Here is a 25353-nt window from a genome sequence, read left to right on the forward strand (position 1 = left end):
GATGAATGTCACTACTGATGTACAATCAACAACAGAGGAGACGAAAGAGAAAAGATATAAAACATTATTTGGTTCTGCGCTAGGGTATGCAGCAGAAGGTTTAGATATGTTGCTCTTATCTTTCGTACTCGTCTACATTTTAAAAGAATTTCATTTAAGCCCTGTTGAAGGTGGAAACTTAACATTAGCTACCACAATAGGAATGCTAATCGGGTCTTATTTATTTGGATTTATTGCTGATTTATTTGGGCGTATCCGTACGATGGCCTTCACAATCTTACTATTTTCACTCGCGACAGCACTCATCTATTTCGCAACAGATTATTGGCAATTATTAATTCTTCGCTTTTTAGTTGGAATGGGAGTTGGTGGTGAATTCGGGATTGGAATGGCCATCGTAACTGAAACATGGTCGAAAGAAATGCGCGCAAAGGCAACATCCGTTGTGGCACTTGGATGGCAATTCGGTGTACTAGTCGCTTCACTCCTACCAGCATTTATCGTTCCACATTTTGGATGGAGAGCTGTTTTCTTATTTGGGCTCATTCCCGCTCTACTAGCTGTCTATGTCCGAAAAAGTTTAAGTGAACCGAAAATATGGGAACAAAAACAACGATACAAAAAAGAATTGTTACAAAAAGAAGCTGAAGGTAATTTAACAACTACTGAGGCAGAGCAACTAAAGCAAATGAAAAAGTTTCCACTTCGAAAGTTATTTGCAAATAAAAAAGTAACGATAACAACAATTGGTCTTATTATTATGTCATTCATCCAAAACTTCGGATATTATGGGATTTTCACATGGATGCCAACTATTTTAGCGAATAAATATAACTACACATTAGCAAAGGCGAGCGGCTGGATGTTCATCTCTACGATTGGTATGCTAATTGGTATTGCAATTTTTGGTATTCTAGCTGATAAAATTGGTCGCCGTAAAACTTTTACAATCTATTATGTCGGTGGTACTATATACTGTCTCATTTACTTCTTCTTATTCACAGACTCAACATTATTGTTATGGGGAAGTGCATTGCTTGGATTCTTTGCCAATGGCATGATGGGAGGATTCGGGGCAGTTTTAGCTGAAAACTATCCTGCTGAAGCTCGCTCTACAGCAGAAAACTTTATTTTCGGTACAGGACGTGGTTTAGCTGGATTTGGGCCTGTTATTATCGGCTTACTTGCTGCAGATGATAATTTAATGGGAGCATTATCTCTCATCTTCATTATCTATCCAATTGGTTTAGTTACGATGTTATTATGTGTTCCAGAGACGAAAGATAAAGTATTAGAATAGATTGAAACTGTATCCTTCAAGAAAAGTAGTTGGATAAATAGGAAAGAGGAAGCATCTCAAATAAGATGCTTCCTCCTTTTATATAAATACAATTATTTATTTTGATCTACTAGCTTTTTGGAACAAGAAGCTAGTTTTCTCTTCTTCTTTTACGATACCTTGCTTTAAGGCTAATTCTCCTGCAACTTTAGGCGCTAGCCATAGCATTGGGAATAACAGAATAGATACCGGGACAGCCGTTACTACGATGAATGATTGCAACGCATTAATACTGCCCTCACCCATGTATAAAAGAATCGCTGCAACTGTTCCCATAATAAGCGACCAAAACACGCGTAAGCTAATTCTAGGATCTCCATCTCCAGTCACTGCCATTGAAATCGAATACGCCATTGAATCTCCTGTTGTTACTACAAATAAAATTGTTAATAAAAGAAACGCGGGTCCAATAATATGAGAGAGTGGCAGTTGCTCTGTAATTGCAATCATAGCCGCTGGCATACCAGATTCACTTAATGCTGCCGATATAGAACCAGGGTTCATTAACTCATAAAACACACCTGATCCTCCCAAAATAGTAAACCAAAACGTTGTAATAATTGGTGCAATAATTCCAATTGCAACGATGATTTCTCGGATTGTTCTTCCTCTTGAAATACGGCTCACTAAAATTGCCATCATCGGTCCATACCCAATAAACCATCCCCAGAAAAAGATTGTCCACGATCCTAACCAAGTTGTATCACCACGATATGTGCTCATTGTAATAAATTCATTTATATAAAATCCAAACGAAGAAACAAATGAATCAATAATAAATCCACCTGGTCCAAACAGTAATACGAATAGCATTAATAAAACTGCTAACCTAACATTTAAATTACTTATAATTTGAATCCCTTTATCAATTCCTGTTACCGCAGATATAGTAGAGATAGCAACTACACAAACAATAATGGCTAATTGAATCGTAAACACATCCGGGATGTTAAACAATGCTTGTAAGCCATAACTTGCTTGTAGTCCTAAAAATCCGATTGGACCAATCGTCCCTGCTGCTACCGCAATAATGGCAAATACATCGATCATTGTTCCAAGCAAACTCTTTCGCAATCTTTCTCCAAAAATAGGATATAAAAGCGTTCGAGGTTTTAACGGCATACCTTTATGATAATGCCCATACATCATAACTACCGCACTAATTGTCCCTAAAATCGTCCAAGCCAGGAAACCCCAGTGCATATAACTTTGTGCTAAAGCAGGCATTACCGCTTCTTTCGTTCCAGCAGTTATACCTTCATGTATTGGTGGCACCGTCATTAAATGGTACATCGGCTCTGCCGCTGCCCAGAAAACACCACCTCCGGCCAGTAATGTAGACATTATAATAGCGAGCCATTTTGTCGTACTAATCTCAGGTTTTTCTAATCCCCCAAGTTTAACTCTTCCATACTTCGAGAACGCCATACACATTGCAACAACAAATGTACCAATTAATAGAATCTGCCAAAAAGCACCAAAGTATTTAATTGAAGCTGCAAAACTGCTATTAATGACTCTCTCTACGTAACTTTTATTTAAGAAAACCGCAATTACAAATAATAAAAGCGAGCCACCACTAATAAGAAATACAGGCCAATCCGTTTTTCGACTCTTCATCCTCATTTACACTTCCTCCTTCCTCAGCAATCTAAAAAAACAACTTTATTATGTTTTATCGTTTACACCTAAAACGAAATGATTATATAAGCATAATAATTCATCGATTTTCTACACACTTATGTTGTCCCTAAAAATATGCTAAATCCCTTATTTAAAAGAAAATTTCTATTCCTCTTACATAAAAAAGCAAAACAAAAGACCTTATATTTCTATAAGGTCTTCGAAACAGAAATTTGATTATAACATAAGGAACTCATTGGTTCAAAAAGCTCCTTCCAAAAATAACCGAGAGTAAAGGCTTCCATTTGCTACGTAACAGTAATGAAAAAAATTATATTTTTATAAAAAATGCCCTATGCTACAAACTATTTATGAAAGAAATTCGGCTTCAAAATTTCATTTGGATACGGTTTATGATAAATATGAGTGGTAGCTGGAGATAACGGTGGAATGAGCCACACCCAATTGCCCGTTACAACACGACCACAAGCAGCTTCTTGCTTCTCAAATTGCTGAAATTGTTGTGCAGCAGTATGATGATCAACAATACTAACCCCTTGTTTTTTAAAGGAATGTAAAACAGCCACGTTTAATTCAATTAATGCCTTGTCTTTCCATAACGTACCGTTTCTCGATGTATCTAGCTTCATCATCTCCGCAACTGCCGGAAGTAAATTATAACGATCATGATCCGCTAAATTACGGGCCCCAATTTCCGTACCCATGTACCATCCATTAAACGGAGCTGCTGTATAGGAAATACCACCAATTTCTAAGCGCATATCTGAAATCATCGGTACTCCATACCACTTGACTCCTAAAGATGAAATTGGGTACTCTGGATGTTCAATTGGTACTTCTTTCACTTCGTTTTTAGGAATTTCTTTATATACAGGTTCTTTTCCATCAACGGAAAACACCAGTGGCAATACATCGAAATTCGTGCCTTCTCCTTGCCAGCCAAGTTCCTGACAAAAATCCGTAAACGCAGTAGAATGAGAGTCACCAATCACTCCCATTTCTGTTTTATATCCTGCATATCGAATTAATTGATGATTATAAATTCGTATATTATTCTCTTCACCTTGATATTGCTTAAAAATCGTAATTGTCGGTTTCACTTTTCCATCGTTCGTTGCATATTTAATATGATGAATTAATGCATTATATACACCTTCCTCATCATTTACTTCACGTGCATCTAATATGTGCATCTTACTCCAAAATAGTCTTCCGATACATCGATTACTATTGCGCCATGCCATTCGCGATCCATGGACAAGTTCTTCAAATGTATGTTCATACGTCCCCGTCTTTTCTATTTCAACTTGAATTTCTTTCATGCGTTCTTCTATGAATTGTTCTTTATTAAGTTCTTTATAGCAAATCGTAATAAATTGACTTGCTTCCTCTATTAATTGTTTCGTTTTAGTCATAAACGATCTCCTTCTATTTCAACAAAACGTTCTACTTTACAGTATAAGCAAAAAGAATAAGAGTCACAAACGAAAGTCGAAGTGTTACTTTTATTGTAATATTTTTCAGAAAATTAAAGAGATTACTATTGACTTACATGAAAAATAGGTGTATTTTTGACTCAGGTAAATTTTTTTTACCTAGACCAACTTTTAAAGAGAAAGGAGGTTATGTTATGTCTTCATTTCAATTGCCAAAGCTTTCATATGACTATGATGAATTAGAGCCATATATCGATAGCGACACACTTTCTATTCATCACGGAAAACACCATGCGACATACGTAAAAAACTTGAATGCCGCTTTAGAAAACTATACGGAATTACATAATAAATCTTTAGAAGAGTTACTATGTAATTTAGAAACTTTACCAAAGGAAATTGTTACAGCTGTCAGAAATAACGGTGGTGGACATTATTGTCATAGTCTTTTTTGGGAAGTAATGAGCCCACGAGGTGGCGGCGAGCCTAATGGAGACGTTGCAAAAGTAATTGATTATTATTTCAATACCTTTGACAACTTAAAAAATCAACTGTCCAAAGCAGCAATTAGCCGTTTTGGAAGTGGCTATGGGTGGCTTGTCCTTGATGGTGAAGAACTTACTGTTATGAGTACACCTAATCAAGATACACCTCTGCAAGAAGGGAAGACTCCATTACTCGTCATCGATGTATGGGAACATGCCTATTATTTAAAGTATCAAAATCGGCGTCCAGAATTTGTTACCAATTGGTGGCATACAGTGAACTGGGACCAGGTAAATGAAAAGTATTTACAAGCAATTCAATCACAAACACATTAGTCGTGCGTATAAGGTAAGTTTGGTAATGTAAAATTAGTATTGTCGAAATCCTCCAGAATCCCCCGGATTGCCACCGGGGGATTTATGATCATTTCATTGCATGTATGTAATAACGTAATACTTGTTCTATCTCTACTTTCAACTCTCGGAACGGGAATCCTAATTCACTAGCTTTTCCATTATGTAATGTACAATTAATCACTTCATTATAAGGCGCTACATGATCTCCTACCTCTTGAACGAGTGCCTTTATTCCCGTATTTTCTTCTATGAAATGAATAACTTCGCTAGTAGAAACTACCCCATTGCTACAAGCATTAATTGGCCCTTCTATGTCCTTCATCCCGCACCAAGCTAAAAATTCTCCTGCTTCTTTCTCATGTATAAATGACAACTCTCCATCTAAATGCTTCACGGCGACAGGCTCTTGTTTCACAATATGTTCAACGTAAAATTGTAACCTTTTCGTATAATCGTTTTCTCCAATAACAACTGGAAAACGCACTGCAACAACCGGAAATGTTGCTTGTTGAAATACAGCAGCTTCAGCTAATCGCTTGCCTTCGCCATAAGTAAAATCCTTCCTATCCCCATACGTAATGGCATACTCATACGGATTAAAGTTCTCTTCTAACAAGCCAATTGCTGGCTCGTAAACAGCCATTGAAGATGTCATAACGTATTTCTTCGTTTTCCCTCGTAACACTTCACATATTATCTTCGCTGCATTCGAGCTATAGCATAAATTATCGTATACAATATCATAACTTTTATCTTCTAGACGCTCTGTTAGTTGTTTTTCATCTTCTCTATCTACAATAAGTCTTTTTACTGCACTTCCAAAAGAATCTTCCGTAATTCCCCTCGTCGCAATCGTTACATCGTGCCCATCTTGCAAAAGCGCTTCTACTAAATGTTTACCAAAAAATCTTGTTCCCCCTAGTACCAATACTTTTTTCAACTTCATCATCCCCATTTTAATAAATTGTAAAATACTACCTCTTTATTATAAGTGCTAACATATAAAAAGCATGGAATTCGTTTAACGATTCCATGCTTTTCTACAGAACATATATTAACGTACTCGATATTTATAAATACAATAACAGAAGTATAAAATAGAAATTACAGATACATAAACCCATAATTCATATACGAATCCCTCTCCCCATACTCCCATAAAATAAAAGAGTGAAGGTAACGTCAATGTTACCCATGATTGTACGAAAGCAATTCTTCCAAGATATTGATTGATGTTCTTTTTTTGTGTATTTAATACGAAGAACAAATACCAAAGCAATGCCCACATAAACCACGTTAATGCATTCACAACATCGTGGAATTGAACAAATGAAACAACCATATAGAATAAAGCAATAATTGCTACCCAAATACAAAACCAGCCTAGACCGCTACTATCCATTCCTTTTATAAAAGTAACACCTACATATAAATAGGTTAATCCAAATAAGAAAGTAGCTGCATATGAATACACTGTCCAATTGCTTTGGTCAGAAATCATGATCAAATAGAACGGAATAATAATTTGTAGTGCACCTACAAATAAATTAAAAACACCCGCACTTTTCATCTCTGCTTTTCCTAATATAACAAGACTATTTAAAAATAAAGCTGCACCCGAAAGTAATAATCCTACGTAACCCATATATATTCGTGTGAAAGTCTTTCCCTTTCACACTTTTAACCTCCCCACAATATAAAGTGATTCTTTATTATTTTTCTTCCTATTTAAAACTACATACATAATTTTTAATCTAAATAAGTCAGACTTCCTACCTTGAAGAATAACGAATTTAAAACGCTTTCAAACATAAATAACCCCATCAGAACATTAATAGGATTCCTTGATTATAAACGTACTCTAACCATGACACAAGTATTGATGTTATTTAAATATTACGTTTTTTATTTCTATAAAAATTAATAGGATAATGCATTTTTTCTATCTCACTCTACTAATTTCTAACATGAAATATTATAGAATGAGATAGTCAGTAATACATTCATCTTTATAAGATAATCGTATTACTGACCTAAACTTTCATAGTCAATATTGATAGTTTCTCATCCCTAATAATTGCTATTTATCATAAATATCATTCGGATTAATTGTAGGAATAAATCCATTTATAGAACTATATTTTTTAGATACGGTATTTGGAGTAACGGTAAACGTTACAATTTTATTGCTTTGTTGTTTAAAATAGCGCATCCAATTTTGACTCCATTCATCTTTCGTAATAACTTGTTTATTGAAGTCTTCCCACAATACACCATGTATAAAATTCAAGGATGTATTTTTGATTGTGTCAAATCCCCAATTCTGTATGAGAAGCAAATCAGAATCAACACTTTTTATTTCTTTTAATAAATTTACATATGCTTCGCGAAATTTCCCTTGTGTAACTGGCTGATCATAAAAATAGTCATCAATATCACCAGCCGTATCTAAAAACACACCGTCTATTCCTTTTCCACTAACTTGCTGTTTCACCTTATTTACAACAATCTGACGGTAATGTTCATCAGCTAAATTCATAATATATGTATCCCACTGCTCAATCTTCATTTTCTTACCGTCTCGATAATAATAGTCTGATTCAACTACTTGCGATTTATGCCACGATTCTAATTCTAAAACACTAACATACCCAAGGACTACTGTTCCTGATTTTTTTAATTGCTGAACTTGCCCTTTCGTAAATGCATATGGCTCTATAATAACCATGTCATACTTTGAAAGTCTCTCAATTACTTGCTCATTTGCTTCGCCATAATAAATTTTATAACTTCGTACATTTTTTAAAACTGGTTCCACGACATTTGCTTGTGCGGATGTACTTGAGGAAAAAATAAAAGAAAATATAGCTAAAAAGCATATGGAACGTTTCCACTCCATAATAATATTACCCCCTATAAAACTGTAATTTTCTATCGTTTTAAATATTAATACAAGTATAGTAATACAATAACATTTTACATTTTTTCAAACTCGATATTTAATAAAAATTCCAATAAATACAATAAATTAACAAAAAATAGAATTTATTTCACTTGAATTTACTATATCTCTGTTGATAAAATGATTTGGGCTTCATATATTATATATTTTAAAATAATTCTTTTAAATTATGTATTTTATTTCAGTGTACTATTCCTCAAAATTAAATTTGCAAACGAAAGAAGGGATTTTTTTATGCACTATAGACAATCTAATTTATTACAAAAAATGATTGAACCTACGATTCTCTTTACTGCTCTATTTTTTCTCTCAATACTAACTGATTTTCTAACACCAACGTATGAATACTTCCTACTCTTATTTATTACATTAATTATTTCTAGCCGGTATGGCATATCTATTGCCCTTTTCACCTTTCTAGAAGCAATGATTTATGTTTTTGTAAGCGGTATATATAAAGAAGATGATATATTACTGTACTTTTATTCATTAGATTACTGGATTAATTGGATTTTCTTACTTTTTATTAGTTTATGTTGTGGACTAATGAGTACTGCACAAAAAGAACGGTATGAAGATGTACATATGATAAATAATGAGCTAAAAGCCGAAAATAAAGAATTAAAATATGTTGTGAAACAATTGGATGAAACACGTATTACACTACGTTCTCGTGTACTTGAATCAAATAACCACTTATCTAAAATGTATCACATGTTTAAAGCTTTAAATCATACACATCCTGAAATTGTACTCGATGAAGGAATAAATGTATTAAAAATGTATTTCGGAGCAAAAAAAATTGGTATCTATCACGTCGATAACAATAAACAATCACTTCGTATTAAATTAAGAGCAGAAACTGGTAAAAATACATTACCTCAATCCATTTTTGTTAAAAATGCTTCGCTAGTCATCAAAAATGCTCTAGCGCATAATCGACCTTTTTTCCGTACAGAAGAGGATTTTCAAGACGCTCCACTTTTAGTTGGTCCCGTCCTATTCCAAGATGATGTACAATACGTCATTATATTAGATGAAATTGAATTTTCAAAAGTAACTTCTGAGCAATTCGAACTTTTCACATGGTATTTACGCTGGATGGGTGATCGTTTACAAAACGCGTCTAATCTTTGGCTATCAAGTCAAGAGGATCGTACCTTCCCTAAAACGAGCATTTATTATGAAGATGAATTTGAACATTTACTAAAAATAGAAAAGAAACGTTACGAAACATTATCTTATCCATATTCCTATTTTGAATTCACTGTTCCACAGGATTCCTTAGAAATGATAAATTCTATTTTAAAAGATCATTTGCGAGATATCGATATATTCGGTTATAGCACTACCAAGCAAAAAGTTATGATTCTATTACCTGGCACTGAAGAAAAGTTTTTATTACCAGTTCAAACTCGTATACAAAACGCTCTTTCTTCTAAAGGGGTGATATTCTAATGATTTTACTCCTTCTTTACTTTATTTATGCTACTTTGGTTTTTCTTTTATTTCGATTTACGAAAGGTTTGATTACTGAAGATAAGAAAGGAATTATTGAATTTTGCTTGATTATCTCTCTTCTTTTCCCGCTTGTCGGACTTATTGTATCAGCAATCATGTTATTACTTAATATAAGACGCTCCAAACCCGAGTGGTTACAGCAATATTCTGATTATGTTTCCTTTCAAGTTGATCATTATGAAGATATTTTGACATCGGCAAAACAAGATATGGATCTAATTTCATTTTCTTCTGGATTAGAACTAGATAAGCCTGAATTACATAAACAACTCATTGTACAGTTAAGCTCCTCCTCTATTTCCAATGAAGGAGGCTTATTGAAAGAAGCCATTCACCATAAAGATCCTGAAACTGTACATTACGCAGCAACTACTATTAATTTACTAAATGAACGGTACGAAAAACAGATCGAATACTTAAATAAGCAATTTCTACAAAATCCACAAAATGAAATTGCAAAAGAGTTGGTTTCTAACTATTTAAGATATATAGACAGTGGTCTTCTTTCTAATCAGCAAAAGGAAAAAATAATCGCTGAATTTATGAATTTTATTACACAAAGTGTAGAACTATTCCCTAGCGAACCTCTTTATCCTTTCCACCTTGGAAATCTGTTTCTACATACAAAACAATATGCAAAGTCTGAAGAACAATTTTTAAATCTTATTCATTTCTATCCTGAATCATATTACGGTTACGTTGGGTTACTTGAAATATATTATGAGCAAAAATTATGGGACGAGCTCTATAACTTAATCAATAATCTAGCAGCTGCAAAAAGAGTTCATATACTACCGCGTAAATATCAATTATTTGTAAGGCAGTTTGGAGGTGCACACATTGAAAAAGGGGATTAATATATATATCGGAATTGTTAGTATCATTTTATTTCTCTTAATTATATCTATCCTTATATATCGAACAGAAAATTTCTATCAAAAGTTTTCTGTTCCTAAAACTAAAGAAACAGATACTGTTAAAACACTCAAAGCAAAAGATGTAGCTCAAAATGGACAGAAAATGCAATTATACGTTTTAAAAACGGATAATACATTAGGGCAACAAGTCGAATTTAATACGAAAAAGGCAATGGATTACGCACACCTACACTATAAAGATATTACAGCTAATGAAATTAAGGGACTTACTCCCTCTCCCTATACAGGGATTATTATTACAGGTGAAATAATGGTGCAACTTCCACAAGCTGATATTCAAAATTTTGTACAAATGGGCGGAAGAATTATTATCGCAAACCGACTTGATTCAGATCCTTCCTGGAACACATTATTTGGTATTACAAAAAAAGAAGGCTTCAAAGATGCGAAAGGATTAACCTTTGAAGAAGTTTTATTCCCTGGTTATCCCGATCTCTCAAGTTCTTCTACATTGTTTACTCATAGCTCAATGAATATTACGCTAGATGAGAATACAACTAACACTTGGATTACGGCAGAAGATACTCCCATTCTTTGGACCAATGACTACGGTGAAGGAAAGGTCTTATATTGGAATACAACAGCATTGAACGATAAATTAGGTAGAGGTATGTTCGTTCAATCACTGGGTGCTATTTTTCCAACTTTCGCTACAGCACAACTTGGAGCGGAGATTATGTATATCGATGACTTTCCATCTCCAATTCCAAGTGGAAAACTAAAAAACTTAACAACAGAAAAAATTTCTGTTGAAGAATTTTATAAAAAACATTGGTGGAAAAATATGAAGGATATCTCTGAAGAGCTTGATATTAAATATACGGGGGTTGCAATTGGGACATACCAAAATAAAGTAACGCCACCTTTTGAAGATTTCACAGGTAAAAATAGAAATACCTATTTATTATTTGGGAGAGAATTATTAAGTCACGGTGGAGAAATCGGTATTCATGGCTATAACCATCAACCTTTATTATTACCACTAGATCCAGTAGATAAAGCACTTGAATATGTTCCATGGAATTCAAAAGAGGACATGGAGAGATCCTTAGATGCCTTACAAAAACTCGTGTATAACTTCTTTCCAAACGAAAAACTAAAAACCTATGTACCACCATCCAATATTATAAATACAACTGGATTAAGTGCATTAAACGACGCGGTTCCAACTATGGAAACAGTTGCTTCTCTATATGTGGGAAGTAAAAGTAACGGCAGTTTAATTCAAGAATTTGGACCAGATGAACATAACAAAAATATTTATCACTTCCCGCGTATTACGAGTGGCTATGCTATCCCGGATGAAGAACAATTTATTTTAGCTGATGTTACCGCAAATTTAGGGGTTATCTCACATTTCGTCCATCCAGATGATATCCTTGATGAAAAACGCTCGGGTAATTTAACATGGGAAGAATTATTTAAAGCTTATAAAATGACAATTAAAGAAATACGAGAAAGATATCCTTATATAAAAAGTATGACTCAAAGCGAAGCAACTGCTTCCATGAAGATTTATCAAACTGGTGATTTAGCTGTTTCTTATGAAGATGATGCTGTTCACATTGCATATAAAGGATTACCAAACCACACTGCAACCATTATACGTGTGGAAGAAGGGAAAAAATTGAAAACCGGTTCATTCCCATACGGCACAGTTACAAAGCTAGATTCACAAATTTATAGCGTTATATTAAAACAAGCTAACGCTACAATTCCAATTAAAGGGGCATAGCAGATGAGAATAGGTTTAGTTGTTGAAGGAAGTTATCCTTTTGTCAGTGGCGGAGTAGCAAGCTGGGTACAAATGATCATCCAGCAATTTAAAGAACATGAATTCACCATTTTTGCGATCGTACCGCAAGTGAAAACAGAAGAGGAATATCAATATGAAATTCCTAACAATGTAAAAGATATAATTATGATTCCCTTACAATCAGAAAGTGACCCAAAACATGTAAAAACCAATTTAACTACTGATGAAGTACAAATACTTCAAAAATGGTTTACATTCCAAGCTAACGACACAGAAGCATTACAAATATTAGGGAACAAGCAAAAGCTAGGAACACTACATTCCTTCTTCGAAAGCCGTGAATTTTATGAAATAGTGAAAGAAAGCTATTTGTATGAAGAAAGTAGTGGTTCTTTCTTAAATTACTTTTGGATGTGGAGATCTATGTTCACACCAATCATTCAAATTTTACAAATTGATTTTCCCGAATTAGATCTTATCCATTCTGTATCTACAGGCTATGGTGGGCTTCTTGGAGCTGCAATTGGTGCCAAGTCTGACATACCATTTATTCTAACAGAGCATGGTATTTATTCTCGGGAACGTGAAGAGGAAATACTCCAATCAACTTGGATACCAATCGAATACAAAAAAAGATGGGTTTCTTTCTTCCATCATTTATCTCACCAAGCATATGAACAAGCTACTGATGTGATTACGTTATTCGGTCGGAATAGTGCATATCAAAAAGAACTAGGTGCTCCGGCCCATAAACTAAAAATTGTTCCAAATGGCGTTACTTTATCTGACTATAAAGGGCTACGTAAGCCAAAACATAATTCAGATAAACTCATTATTTCTGCTGTCATACGGGTTGTGCCAATTAAAGACGTAAAAACAATGATTTATGCAGCTAAATTATTATTAGAAAAAGATATTCCTTTTATATTCTACTTATTAGGTCCTGATACGGAAGAACCAGAGTATGCCCAAGAATGTCGTGATTTAATTCAGCAACTTGGATTAAAAGAACATGTAATAATGACTGGCAGAGTAAACATTAAAGATTACTTAAAACAAACGGATATTCTCGTATTAACTAGCATATCTGAAGGACAACCACTAGCTATGTTAGAAGGAATGGCATCGGGATTACCATGGGTTGTTACAGACGTTGGTTCTTGTAAGGAGTTAATTTATGGACAAGATGAAGATCCTTACGGCCAATGTGGCTTTGTTGTACCACCTGTATCTCCTGAACAAGTTGCCACCCACTTAGAATGGTATTATCGCCACCCTGAATCCATTCAGCAATTCGGAAACAATGGGCGTAATCGTATTGAAGCATATTATCAATTATCAGGTGTTGTTGATAGTTATCGTAAGCTTTATTTAGAAAGGGGTGCGAAAACATGGCAGGTATAGGATTTCGATTACAAAAATTATTTCAGGAAGACTACTATTCTTCAAGGATAAAAGCTTATGGATTTTCGTTATTTGTTACAGCTGGTCCTTGGTTAGTCGTTATTTTAGCAGTAACAACTATTCGATTCATTTTGAGTTTATTTCATTCTATTTCAATTGAAGAACAGCGCCTTTTCACTATTTCAATTTCATATTGCTTTATTTTTTCTCAAATTATTTACGGAGCATTGCAGCTCATTGTAACTAGATATGTAGCTGACCTTTTATACGAACAAAAAGCTGATAAAGTATTTTCTTCATTTTTAGGAATGACGAAGATCACACTTTTTTTGGCTATTATGTTATGGCTTTTGTTTGCACTTTTCACACCATTAGCTTTATATTATAAAATCGTGATGCTATTTTTATTTTTAGCTTTAAATATTATCTGGATTCAGTCCATTTATTTAACAGCGGCTAAAGATTATCAATCAATTGCACTGGCATTTTTAATCGGTTCCATTTTTTCCCTATTAGGAATTATCCTAATAGCTTACTGGCACCCTACACTTGGGTTAGAACATGGATCTGCCCTATTGCTTTTAATTTCTTTTACACTCGGTACTTTCATTACACTAGTATGGTTAAGTATCGTTATTGTACGAATGTTTCCAAATAGTGATGCTACTGAACAATTTACCTTTCTTTCTTATTTAGATAAATATCCAGAGTTATTTTGGTCAAGCCTATTTTACAATGTGGGTATTTGGGTATGTAATTTTGTTATTTGGTTTGGAGACGGTCGTGGAAATATTGAAGACACATTTATTTATCATCAAATTTATGATACTTCTGTTTTCTGGGCGTATTTAAGTATTATCCCAACCTATATTTTCTTTGTAGTATCCATTGAAACCAGGTTTTATGAAAGATATAAAAAGTTCTTCGGTTCGGTAAACAATGGCGGAACATTAAATACGCTTTTACAATTAAAAGATTCCATGAACTTTGTCTTAAAGCAGGAAATGGAACGTATACTTCGTAATCAAGGTATTTTTTCCTTACTTATTATTTTTATAATATGGATGTTTAGTTCGCAATCTGGAAACACAACACTTAATTACTCTATTCTGCAACTAACTATAGTTGGTGCTTATGCAAATGGAATGGTGCTCGTTATTACATTACTACTCCTATACTTTGAGGATCGTAAAGGGGCATTTCGAACATCAGCTATTTTCTTTTTTGCAAACCTGTTATTAAGCCTTCTCTTGCTTCCATTCGGATTCAATGGTTACGGCATTAGTTTCGCAGTTGGATCTTCTATTACATTCCTATATGCTATTTCTAGACTCTTTACTTACATTAAAAATATTGATTATTATACATTTTGCCAGTCAAATATTCCTATAAAACAGCGGACCTTTTTTACCAAATTAGCTAATAAACTTAACGGGAAATGAATACAAAAATGACCTTTGCATGAGCAAAGGTCATTTTTGTATCTACATATTAAACTTCTAAATAGCCATTTTTATTATTTGATTGCCATCTCCAAGAATCTGCACACATTTCTTCTAATCCACGTTTTGCTTCCCATCCTAGTTCACGTTTTGCTTTTGATGCATCTGCAAAACATATTGCCACATCACCAGGACGACGCTCTGTAATTTTATAAGGAACTTTTTTTCCTGAAACCCTTTCAAAAGCTTCAACCATCTCTAGTACACTATACCCTGTACCTGTGCCCAGATTATAAGCATCTACTCCTGTTGTATTCAGTACTTTCTCTAGCGCTTTTACGTGACCTTTTGCTAAGTCTACAACATGAATGTAATCACGGATGCCTGTTCCATCTTTCGTTGGGTAGTCATTTCCAAATACATTTAATTCTTTTAGCTTACCTACTGCCACTTGTGTGACATATGGCATTAAGTTATTTGGAATTCCATTTGGATCCTCTCCAATACGTCCACTTTCATGTGCACCAAATGGGTTGAAATAGCGAAGTAATGCGATACTCCATTCTGTATCCGCAAATGCCACATCACGCATCATTTGCTCAATCATTAATTTCGTTTGACCATATGGATTTGTTGCACTTAATGGAAACTCCTCTGTAATCGGTGACGTTTCCGGGATACCATATACAGTTGCAGATGAACTAAAAATCATCTTCTTTACATTATGTTTCTGCATTACTTCACATAGCACTAACGTGCTCGTAATGTTGTTATGATAATATGTTAATGGAATTGCTACTGATTCCCCTACAGCTTTAAATCCTGCAAAGTGAATAACTGCTTCAATTGCATTTTCTTCAAAAATTGCGTCAAGTGCTTCTTGATTTAAAACATCTTCTTTATAAAACTTAAATTGTTTTCCTGTTATTTCTTTCACTCGATTTATAGATTCTACCGAGCTATTCGAAAGATTATCAACTACTATAATTTCGTAACCACTATTTAGTAATTCTACACATGTATGACTACCAATATACCCTGCTCCACCTGTTACAAGTATTGCCATAATTATAGTCCTCCATATTTCATTCATTATAAACTTCTAAAAGTATATCACATATTTCTTATCCTATGTTTAATATGCGAACACAGAAACTTACATTTTATCCCATAATAATTTTATAACATATACGATTCCAATCAGGTAATAAGAAAAACGCCACATAATTTTTATTATGTGGCGTTTTTCTTATTAAATTACGTAACAATATACACTTAGAAAATGCGCAAGACTACCTAATAATACAAAAACGTGAAAAATTTCATGATGTCCCATATATTTAAACTCTAGCCATTTTGGCTTTGTTCCATAAATAAATCCACCAATGGTATAAAAAATGCCCCCAAGTACTAAGAAAACAATGCCTCCTGTACTTAAATTCTCAGCTAACGGTGCAAAGAATAAAACAATTAACCAACCCATCGTAATATAAATTGCTGTCGATAACCATCTTGGACAATTAAACCAAAACATTTTAAATACAATGCCACAAATCGCAGTTGCATAGACTAAACAAAATAATAGCAAACCACTTGCTGAATTTAATGTAATTAAGCAAAAGGGTGCATATGTACCTGCAATTAATATAAAAATCATAGAATGATCTAGCTTCCTAAAGAAGTAAATAACACGTTCATTGGCCACAACACTATGATATACAGCTGACGCCATATAAAGGACCATCATTCCAATACCAAACAAAATAACAGCTGTAATTGCAGCAAATGATGGCATCTTGATAGAAACTTTCACAAGCATAGCTAATAAGGCAATAAATGATAATATCGCTCCACCTAAGTGAGTAAATGCATTAACTGGTTCCCTTACATAAGCATTCATAATAACACCCCTCATATAATTACATGTAGTTTTGATAACTACATGTAATTATATACACATTTCTCTTTAAGGTCAACATTTACAATTCATTTGTTTCGTAATACCATATTTAAAGATGTATTAGACATTACGTTCCACTAAGTTATAAAAGTGAGGGATTCTACGTGGAAAATATAAATGAATTACTTGAGACATTGCATTTAGAAAAAAACATTAAACTTGAGGATATTCCAAATGTTGACTTATATGTAGATCAAGTTGTCCAACTATTTGAGAATACTTATGCAGATACAACGAGAACTGATGATGAAAAAGTATTAACAAAAACGATGATTAATAATTACGCAAAAGGGAAACTATTCATCCCTATCAAAAATAAAAAGTATTCAAAAGAGCATATGATTTTAATTAGCCTAATTTATCAATTAAAAGGTGCTCTTTCCATTAACGACATAAAAAGTTCATTAGAAACTATAAATGACTCCTTATTAAATGATGATTCATTCGAATTAAATACGTTATACAAAAATTATCTTGCTCTTACTGAAAGCAATGTCGAAAGCTTTAAACAAGACGTAAATAACCGTGTTACAGAAGTAAATGAGATTTCTTCCTTAGAAGATACAAAACTAGAAAAATTCTTACTACTAACGTCCTTCGTGACTATGAGTAATATGTATAGACGTTTAGCGGAGCAACTAGTGGATGATTTAAAAGAATCATAAATAAAAAACTATCCACCTATTAAAGTGGATAGTTTTTATTTACTTAATTGCTTCATGAACTTTTAGTTGTTTCCCTTTAATCGTTGTAGTCTTCATGACTTTCAAGACAAGTGGTCCTTTTCCATTTAATATTTCAACGTAAGAAACATTATCTTGTATCGTAATAATGCCTATATCTTCTGCTGTAACACCTTTAATTTTAGCAATTGTACCGACGAAATCTACCGCCCTAATTTTCTTTTTCTTCCCGCCATTAAAGTACAGCTTCATAATACCTTTGTTGATGTCTGCATTTTTATCTTTCTTTATAATTGGTTTAGCATGTATCTTTTCTTCAAATGCAGCTTTCTCTTTCATAACTTCTTCTTTTGAGGGTCCAATTGCCTTTGGAATTTCAAAGCCAATATACTCCTCAATCTCTTCTAAAAATCTATTTTCATATGGTGTTATAAATGTAATGGCTGTTCCACTATTTCCAGCTCGTCCCGTTCTTCCAGTACGATGTACATAGCTTTCTTTTTCAAGTGGAATATCATAATTAATAACATGTGTAATATTATCAATATCAATTCCCCTCGCAGCCACGTCTGTTGCTACTAAATAACGGAATTTTCCTTTTCTAAAATCATCCATGACTTCAAAACGATCTTCTTGTACCATACCACCATGTATTTTGTCACAAGGATAGTTAGCTCGTTTTAATTGTCTATATACATGATCTACATTGTCTTGTGTACGGCAGAAAATAATACAACTATCCGGATTCTCAATCGTTGTTACATCTTTAAGTAGTGAAAGCTTCTCGTCTTCTATCACCTCAAAAAGAGTATGTTCAATTTTATCCGTCGTAATCCCAGCCGCTTTAATTTCAATATGAGTTGGTGAATTCATATATGTACGAGACAATTTCTCAACATCTTCTGGGAGTGTTGCTGAAAATAACATTGTCATTCTTTTTGTAGGTAATTGATCAATAATTGCCTCTACTTGATCGATAAAGCCCATATTTAGCATCTCATCTGCTTCATCAATAACTAAATACTTCAAACACTCTAAAGAAAGGGTACCCTTCTCAATATGATCCAACACACGACCAGGAGTCCCAACTACAATATGTGTCTTTTGCTTTAATTCTAATTTTTGACGTGCAAATGGGGATTTCCCATAAACTGCCGCAGCCTTGATTCTTTTGAATCGACCTATATTTGTAATATCTTCTTTTACCTGTACCGCAAGCTCTCTCGTTGGTGTTAAAACTAATGCTTGTGGTTTATTCTCTTCCCACTCCACCATTTCACAAAGTGGAATACCAAATGAAGCTGTTTTTCCACTTCCAGTTTGGGACTTCACAACAAGATCCTTCTTTTGTAATGCGACTGGAATAACCTCACCTTGTACTTCTGTTGCATGATCATACCCTAACCCAGTAAGCGCCCTTACAATTTCCTTACTTAATTTATAATCAGAAAAACTTTTTTTACTCATATATTAACCTCATTTTATTCTGTATTATTTTCATTTTTATCTTTTGTATACGTTACTATCACCCTACTTATTATACTTGAAACCTCACATAAAAAGGTGAATCATGCCAGATTCATCTTTTTATATAGAAATAAACCTTATCATTTCATATATTGTTCAACTACTTGATAACATCTTTTACTCGTATTGTTAGCATTAACCTTTTCATAGTATCCTATATCCACTCCAAAAAATAAAAAGAATACATATAACCTTGTATAATTATCTTAATTTTCCAACCTTTTTCCATAAACGAACAATACAAAAAAAAAAACATTTTAAATTCGTTTTTAACGTTGTTTTTCAGATATAAAATCTACTTTTTCAAAAAATGTTAAGAAATCCTTTGACTTCTTAATGAAAATAATGTAAATTATCCTATGGACGAACATTTTTGATTAATAAAAATAAAATATTCGTATTTTAGGGGTGTAAATGATGGAAAACGTATTCGACTATGAAGATATTCAATTAATTCCTGCAAAATGTATTGTGAACAGCCGCTCTGAATGTGATACAACTGTCACTTTAGGTAAACATAAATTTAAATTACCTGTCGTACCTGCGAATATGCAAACGATTATTGATGAAAGAATCGCAACTTACTTAGCTGAAAACAATTATTTCTATATCATGCATCGTTTCCAACCAGAGAAACGAATCTCATTCATTAGAGATATGCAATCACGTGGTTTAATCGCTTCTATTAGCGTTGGTGTAAAAGAAGACGAATATGAATTCGTACAGCAATTAGCTGCTGAACAACTTACACCTGAATACATCACGATTGATATTGCGCATGGACATTCTAATGCTGTGATCAACATGATTCAACATATTAAAAAGCATTTACCAGAAAGCTTCGTTATCGCTGGAAACGTTGGAACTCCAGAAGCGGTAAGAGAATTAGAAAACGCTGGTGCTGACGCAACAAAAGTTGGTATTGGACCTGGTAAAGTTTGTATTACTAAAATTAAAACAGGCTTTGGAACTGGCGGTTGGCAACTAGCTGCACTTCGCTGGTGTGCAAAAGCTGCAAGTAAACCAATTATCGCTGACGGTGGTATTCGTACACACGGTGACGTAGCTAAATCTATTCGATTTGGGGCGACTATGGTTATGATCGGTTCTCTATTCGCTGGTCATGAAGAGTCTCCAGGGGAAACAATCGAAAAAGACGGCAAACTTTATAAAGAGTATTTTGGTTCAGCTTCTGAATTCCAAAAAGGCGAAAAGAAAAACGTTGAAGGTAAGAAAATGTTCGTTGAGCATAAAGGTTCTTTAGAAGACACTTTAATCGAAATGGAACAAGATCTTCAATCTTCTATCTCTTACGCTGGTGGAACAAAATTAGACTCAATTCGTACTGTAGATTATGTGGTCGTGAAAAACTCTATTTTCAACGGTGATAAAGTATATTAATTTTTAAATTTAACTCGAAGGACAAGCATTTTTATGCTTGTTCTTTTTCATATATAGAAATGTAAAATATTTTCATTTTACTGAATTTTCTAGTATCATATTTTTAGATACTTATACTAAGGGGGATATAACAAATGAAAAATACCATTGAGAAACGCCATATTCGCGCGGAAGTCCCTGCTGAGCTAACATGGGACCTCTCTGATTTATACGAATCTGATAAAGAGTGGGAAACTGCATTACGTGTATTAACAGACGATATAAAAAAACTTGATGTGTTTAAAGGGCATTTACACACTAGCCCCACTACTTTATTACATTGCCTACTTTTAGAAGAAGAGCTTCTAATGAAGTTAACAAAATTATACTCCTACGCAAATTTAAAAGAATCTACTGACCGTACAAATCCAGTTGTTCAAGCGAACTCTTCCAAAATTGCTGCTTTATGGACGAAAGTACATACTGCATTATCCTTTATCCATAATGAAATCCTCTTATTTGACGAAGGAACGACTGAAAAATATTTAACAGAAGAAATCAAACTGGAACCTTTCCGTAAATCATTACTAGACATACTACAAAAAAGGCAGCACACGCTCTCTCCTGAAACAGAAGAAGCTCTTGCTGCACTTGGCGAAGTACATAGTTCTCCATACAAAATTTACGGTATGACTAAATTAGCCGATATGGATTTTAACTCCATACAAGATGAACAAGGAAATGAACTCCCTGTATCGTTTGCATTATTTGAAAGCAAATATGAGTTTTCTCCAAGCGCAGACATACGTAGGAAAGCATACTCATCATTTGTTTCCACCTTGAAACGATATAAGAATACAGTGGCAACAACATATGCGACTGAAGTAAAAAAACAAGTGACACTTTCTCGCTTACGCAAATTTGAATCTGTTACTCATATGCTGTTAGAGCCTCAAAAAGTTCCTCTTGAAATGTATAACAATCAACTTGATATTATATATAAGGAATTAGCACCTCATATGCGACGTTTTGCAGATTTAAAAAAGAAAGTATTAGGACTCGATGAAATGCTGTTCTGCGACTTACATGCACCTTTAGATCCCAAATTTAATCCGACAATTACTTACGAAGAAGCTGGAAAACTTATTCAAGACTCTTTACAAGTACTCGGGGATGAATATAGTTCCATTATCGAAAAAGGATTCAAAGAAAGATGGGTCGACCTTGCAGATAACGTAGGGAAATCAACAGGGGCATTTTGTTCAAGTCCGTATGGTTCTCATCCATACATTTTAATTACATGGCAAAATACGATGCGCGGATGCTTCACATTAGCTCATGAATTTGGGCATGCTGGTCATTTTTATTTAGCAAATAAAAACCAGCGCATTATGAATGTACGTCCATCTATGTACTTTGTTGAAGCACCATCTACAATGAATGAATTACTATTAGCCCAGCATTTATTAGCGACCACTGAAGATAAGAGAATGCGTAGATGGGTGATTCTGCAACTACTCGGCACATATTATCATAACTTTGTTACTCACTTACTTGAGGGAGAATATCAAAGAAGAGTATACAGCCTAGCAGAAGAAGGTGGAGCACTTACAGCTACAACTTTAACTGAAATAAAAGCAAATGTACTTTCAACATTTTGGGGAGATTCCGTAAAAATTGATGAAGGTGCTGGCTTAACTTGGATGCGCCAACCTCATTATTATATGGGCTTATATTCTTACACGTATTCCGCAGGCCTCACCGCATCTACTGCGGTAGCTCAAATGATTAAAGAAGAAGGGCAACCTGCCGTTGATCGCTGGTTAGATGTACTTCGCGCTGGTGGTACGATGAAACCACTTGAATTAATGAAACATGCGGGAGTCGATATGTCAAAACCAGACGCAATCCGCAGGGCTGTTTCTTACGTTGGTTCCTTAATTGATGAATTAGAGCGCTCTTATCAATAATAAAGTGAAACTTTAATCAGTGGAGGGCCATCCCCACTGATTATTAGCCCTCACCAATCGGGCTTTTACGGGCAGCCCGCTCCCCACCTAACTTCTTTGCTTCCGCTGAATTTTGAGGTGGAGGTCTTACTGCCCGTTAATACGCGATAAAAAATAAGCCCTCGCTTTATGAGGGCTTATTTCATATTTACTTTCCAAATCTTTTACGGTATCCACATTTTCTGCATAGCTCTTCGACTGCAACTCTTCTCGAAAATCCATCGACAATGTTTGTAGCTCTTTCGCCTTCTATAATGTTAGAAAATGAATCATTATTAATATTTCCAAGGTTAATAATCCCTTCACCATCTAAACAACAAGGAATAACCGTTCCATTCGCTAAGATACCAGCTTGATTTCGAAGGCCGTGACAGAATCCTTTTCCATCATCCTCTTCTTCATGCAATGCTGGCCACTGGAATTCATAGTCTTGATTAATAAAGACACGTTCCGCAATTTTTATACCTTTTCCTGGTGTAAGCTTCTCTTCGATTTGATAAGATAAACCAAACTCATTTTCAATGATGGATAATAACTCTCTATTTTTCTGGATTTCAGCATTTGTTTTATTATCCTGCGTTAAATTCCATAATCTAAGTGAAACAATTAAATCCGATTGACTTGTCGCCTCTCTAATGAAGGAAAGTATACTTCTTACATACCCCTCTTTATCTTGTGAACCTGGGTGTCCATCAAAACTGTGCAACGAAAAATTCATTTGTCTTAGAGCAGGCTTATTTAACAGTCTATGCCTTCTCTTATTAATTAACGTTCCGTTCGTTGTAATATTAACTTTAAACCCTTTTTCATGACTTAAATCTAACAATTGATCTATTTTTGGATGAAGCAACGGCTCACCCTTCACGTGCAAATAAATGTAGTCTGTGTGAGGTTTAATTTGGTCTAATCTTTTCGCAAAATCCTCCACAGAAATGAATTGCTTCTGCCTTTCCGTCGGCGGACAAAAGCTGCACGCAAGATTACATACACTCGTAATCTCCAAGTAAAACTTTTTAAACTTCTTCACCTTTAATTCCTCACTTCTATGACTACTTGTACTTTTTTCCTCTTCATATTACATCATACTTTTTTAGAAATAGAAACATACTTATTTTAGGAAATATAGAAAACGGCCACATCTGTAGCCGTTTGAATGTACTATTACTATTTATGATACGGTTCACCGTAACGCATCTAAATGAGGTTTTTAACAAAAGATGAAAAAGCAAAGTTAGTAGATTTACTTACTAAATTTGCTTTTTATAATCTTATTTATATCTTGCAACCCTAACTGTATTATTACTTCTTTCTCCTGTAATAAATATTGATTCACTTGTTTCTGCAGCTATTAATATTTGTATAGCCAATTTTCTAGCTGTTTCCTTATCAACTCTAAAGCCAACAGTATTAGCTTCATTACCAACTGGATAAGTTACCTGAGTTTTTAATACACTAGTTGCACTTTGCTCGAATTCTTCTGTTAATTTTCTAATATAATCTGACATAAATTTCCCTCCATTTACTTTTTAATTTTTTTTCCATAAAAATCTCCCCAAAGATGAAATTAATACATTTTTAGAAATATCGTAATATATACTATAATTCTACCATTAATGAAAAACATTCCAATACCTTTCAACAAATTCAATCTCTAATAGTTCTTGTAAAATTGATTCGAATTCCTCATCAATCTAGAGGATTACCATCGGCTGACATTGCTTTAAAATAAAATCTGCTCATTTCTGATTAAGGCTATAATACTCATATAAACTGAAAAATCCACTTTCCATATAATCTGCAAAATCACCAGGAATTTAACCAATAATATCTTTAAAGTCCTTTATACATTGAATTCTTTTCATCCCTGATAACTCCTATTTGTTTTCTGCACAATCTCCGACGCTAAACATACGGCTATTCCGACTACTGTTCCCAACAAGAAATATTGCAATGCTGGTCACTTCCTTTCTCTTTTACTAACTTATCGTTTTCCTTTAATCGCAGCATAAATGGAAATTCCAAATGACACGCCTGCTTTAAAGAGGTCAATTGGTGTCACAATTTGTCACCTCCTTTTCAGTGAAATTGAACATAAAAAAGAGACTACACTCTTTATAGTCCTAATCTTGATAACATGTTTTCACCTTCATGGGTATGCTTTATCAGTTGACAGTATCTTACACAAAGCTAATAGGCTTAATCAATTCTCCTTCTTTTAGTAGGCCCATGCCAATATCCTGTGAACCACGCTTGTCTTGTAATAGATATACAACGTTTGATGTACCCTCATCATAGTAGAATACCCAACATTTTAGTTCTTGTGTGATTCCACCGGGAATAATAGCCTTAACATTCTCGTGTTTGATGTCTGCTGCAGATATGACTTTAACATCCACTATCCAATCCTTTCCTACTAAATGCGGATGATGTACCTTAATATAGTTCCTAAATAGCCTAATAACACTCATATATTTTTGCTCCTTCTTATTATTAATTTGATATAGAAAAAG

21 protein-coding genes are annotated in these 25353 nt (G+C 34.1%); 10 read left to right on the plus strand and 11 right to left on the minus strand.

Going from position 1 to position 25353, the window contains the following annotated elements; all coding sequences use genetic code 11:
• Nucleotide 1: 1 nt before the first annotated feature.
• A complete protein-coding gene (locus AAG068_RS27165) occupies nt 2–1300 on the plus strand; it encodes an MFS transporter (protein WP_342716520.1) in 1299 nt (432 codons plus the stop codon).
• A gap of 96 nt (nt 1301–1396) precedes the next feature.
• Here AAG068_RS27165 and AAG068_RS27170 read toward each other — a convergent pair whose 3' ends face one another.
• Together AAG068_RS27170 and AAG068_RS27175 are read right to left on the minus strand one after the other, a co-directional pair.
• Nucleotides 1397–2965 (minus strand): BCCT family transporter, encoded by a 1569-nt coding sequence (locus tag AAG068_RS27170; protein ID WP_342716521.1) that lies wholly within the window; start codon nt 2963–2965, stop codon nt 1397–1399.
• 362 nt (nt 2966–3327) lie between these two features.
• A complete protein-coding gene (locus tag AAG068_RS27175; protein WP_342716522.1) occupies nt 3328–4398 on the minus strand; it encodes a nitric oxide synthase oxygenase in 1071 nt (356 codons plus the stop codon).
• A gap of 215 nt (nt 4399–4613) precedes the next feature.
• Between AAG068_RS27175 and sodA the strand changes: the two genes are divergently transcribed.
• The gene (sodA, locus tag AAG068_RS27180; RefSeq protein WP_342716523.1) at nt 4614–5240 is read left to right on the plus strand and encodes a superoxide dismutase [Mn]; all 627 of its coding nucleotides are present in this window, start codon (nt 4614–4616) and stop codon (nt 5238–5240) included.
• 88 nt (nt 5241–5328) lie between these two features.
• Here sodA and AAG068_RS27185 read toward each other — a convergent pair whose 3' ends face one another.
• The 3 genes from AAG068_RS27185 to AAG068_RS27195 all read right to left on the minus strand — a co-directional run bounded on the left by AAG068_RS27185 (nt 5329) and on the right by AAG068_RS27195 (nt 8160).
• Nucleotides 5329–6210: an NAD-dependent epimerase/dehydratase family protein gene (locus AAG068_RS27185; protein ID WP_342716524.1), complete on the minus strand. Its 882-nt coding sequence runs from the start codon at nt 6208–6210 to the stop codon at nt 5329–5331.
• 105 nt (nt 6211–6315) lie between these two features.
• Nucleotides 6316–6906 carry an AmiS/UreI family transporter gene (locus AAG068_RS27190; RefSeq protein ID WP_000542569.1) on the minus strand — a complete coding sequence of 197 codons (591 nt, stop codon included), beginning with the start codon at nt 6904–6906 and terminating at the stop codon, nt 6316–6318.
• Nucleotides 6907–7341: 435 nt separating this feature from the next.
• On the minus strand, nt 7342–8160 hold the full coding sequence (locus tag AAG068_RS27195) for a putative glycoside hydrolase (protein WP_342716525.1): 819 nt from the start codon (nt 8158–8160) through the stop codon (nt 7342–7344).
• 297 nt (nt 8161–8457) lie between these two features.
• Here AAG068_RS27195 and AAG068_RS27200 point away from each other — a divergent pair, with 297 nt between their 5' ends.
• The 5 genes from AAG068_RS27200 to pelG are packed head-to-tail and all read left to right on the plus strand — an operon-like array spanning nt 8458 to nt 15284.
• Nucleotides 8458–9681 carry a nucleoside-diphosphate sugar epimerase gene (locus AAG068_RS27200; RefSeq protein ID WP_342716526.1) on the plus strand — a complete coding sequence of 408 codons (1224 nt, stop codon included), beginning with the start codon at nt 8458–8460 and terminating at the stop codon, nt 9679–9681.
• A complete protein-coding gene (locus AAG068_RS27205) occupies nt 9681–10601 on the plus strand; it encodes a tetratricopeptide repeat protein (protein ID WP_342716527.1) in 921 nt (306 codons plus the stop codon). The genes AAG068_RS27200 and AAG068_RS27205 overlap by 1 nt, the downstream gene beginning before the upstream one ends.
• Nucleotides 10585–12417, plus strand: a complete 1833-nt coding sequence (locus tag AAG068_RS27210) for a DUF2194 domain-containing protein (RefSeq protein WP_342716528.1) — start codon at nt 10585–10587, stop codon at nt 12415–12417. Before AAG068_RS27205 ends, AAG068_RS27210 begins: the two co-directional genes overlap by 17 nt.
• Nucleotides 12418–12420: 3 nt before the next feature.
• Nucleotides 12421–13842, plus strand: a complete 1422-nt coding sequence (gene pelF / locus AAG068_RS27215) for a GT4 family glycosyltransferase PelF (RefSeq protein WP_342716529.1) — start codon at nt 12421–12423, stop codon at nt 13840–13842.
• Complete coding sequence (pelG, locus tag AAG068_RS27220; RefSeq protein WP_342716530.1) at nt 13830–15284, plus strand: exopolysaccharide Pel transporter PelG; 1455 nt, start codon at nt 13830–13832, stop codon at nt 15282–15284. The genes pelF and pelG overlap by 13 nt, the downstream gene beginning before the upstream one ends.
• A 49-nt stretch (nt 15285–15333) precedes the next feature.
• On the opposite strand, the gene galE is transcribed toward pelG, so the two are convergent.
• Nucleotides 15334–16350: a UDP-glucose 4-epimerase GalE gene (galE, locus tag AAG068_RS27225; protein ID WP_342716531.1), complete on the minus strand. Its 1017-nt coding sequence runs from the start codon at nt 16348–16350 to the stop codon at nt 15334–15336.
• A 186-nt stretch (nt 16351–16536) separates the two neighbouring features.
• On the minus strand, nt 16537–17184 hold the full coding sequence (gene trhA / locus AAG068_RS27230) for a PAQR family membrane homeostasis protein TrhA (RefSeq protein WP_101169006.1): 648 nt from the start codon (nt 17182–17184) through the stop codon (nt 16537–16539).
• Between the two features lie 164 nt (nt 17185–17348).
• Here trhA and AAG068_RS27235 point away from each other — a divergent pair, with 164 nt between their 5' ends.
• Nucleotides 17349–17909, plus strand: coding sequence for a DUF1836 domain-containing protein (locus AAG068_RS27235; protein WP_000427879.1), 561 nt, complete (start codon nt 17349–17351; stop codon nt 17907–17909).
• A 39-nt stretch (nt 17910–17948) separates the two neighbouring features.
• Here AAG068_RS27235 and AAG068_RS27240 read toward each other — a convergent pair whose 3' ends face one another.
• Nucleotides 17949–19394 (minus strand): DEAD/DEAH box helicase, encoded by a 1446-nt coding sequence (locus tag AAG068_RS27240; protein ID WP_342716532.1) that lies wholly within the window; start codon nt 19392–19394, stop codon nt 17949–17951.
• A 477-nt stretch (nt 19395–19871) separates the two neighbouring features.
• Between AAG068_RS27240 and guaC the strand changes: the two genes are divergently transcribed.
• Entirely contained in the window at nt 19872–20855 is a 984-nt protein-coding gene (gene guaC, locus AAG068_RS27245) for a GMP reductase (RefSeq protein ID WP_000432444.1), read from the plus strand.
• A 134-nt stretch (nt 20856–20989) separates the two neighbouring features.
• Entirely contained in the window at nt 20990–22804 is a 1815-nt protein-coding gene (gene pepF / locus AAG068_RS27250) for an oligoendopeptidase F (RefSeq protein ID WP_342716533.1), read from the plus strand.
• Nucleotides 22805–22991: 187 nt separating this feature from the next.
• Here pepF and AAG068_RS27255 read toward each other — a convergent pair whose 3' ends face one another.
• The 3 genes from AAG068_RS27255 to AAG068_RS27265 all read right to left on the minus strand — a co-directional run bounded on the left by AAG068_RS27255 (nt 22992) and on the right by AAG068_RS27265 (nt 25311).
• Nucleotides 22992–23870, minus strand: a complete 879-nt coding sequence (locus tag AAG068_RS27255; protein WP_342716534.1) for a radical SAM/SPASM domain-containing protein — start codon at nt 23868–23870, stop codon at nt 22992–22994.
• Between the two features lie 241 nt (nt 23871–24111).
• Nucleotides 24112–24348 (minus strand): hypothetical protein, encoded by a 237-nt coding sequence (locus AAG068_RS27260; RefSeq protein ID WP_087986483.1) that lies wholly within the window; start codon nt 24346–24348, stop codon nt 24112–24114.
• Nucleotides 24349–25020: 672 nt separating this feature from the next.
• Complete coding sequence (locus AAG068_RS27265; protein ID WP_087986482.1) at nt 25021–25311, minus strand: hypothetical protein; 291 nt, start codon at nt 25309–25311, stop codon at nt 25021–25023.
• Between the last annotated feature and the right edge of the window lie 42 nt (nt 25312–25353).

It is taken from the genome of Bacillus paramycoides (assembly GCF_038971285.1).
In the GTDB taxonomy this organism is placed as follows: domain Bacteria; phylum Bacillota; class Bacilli; order Bacillales; family Bacillaceae_G; genus Bacillus_A.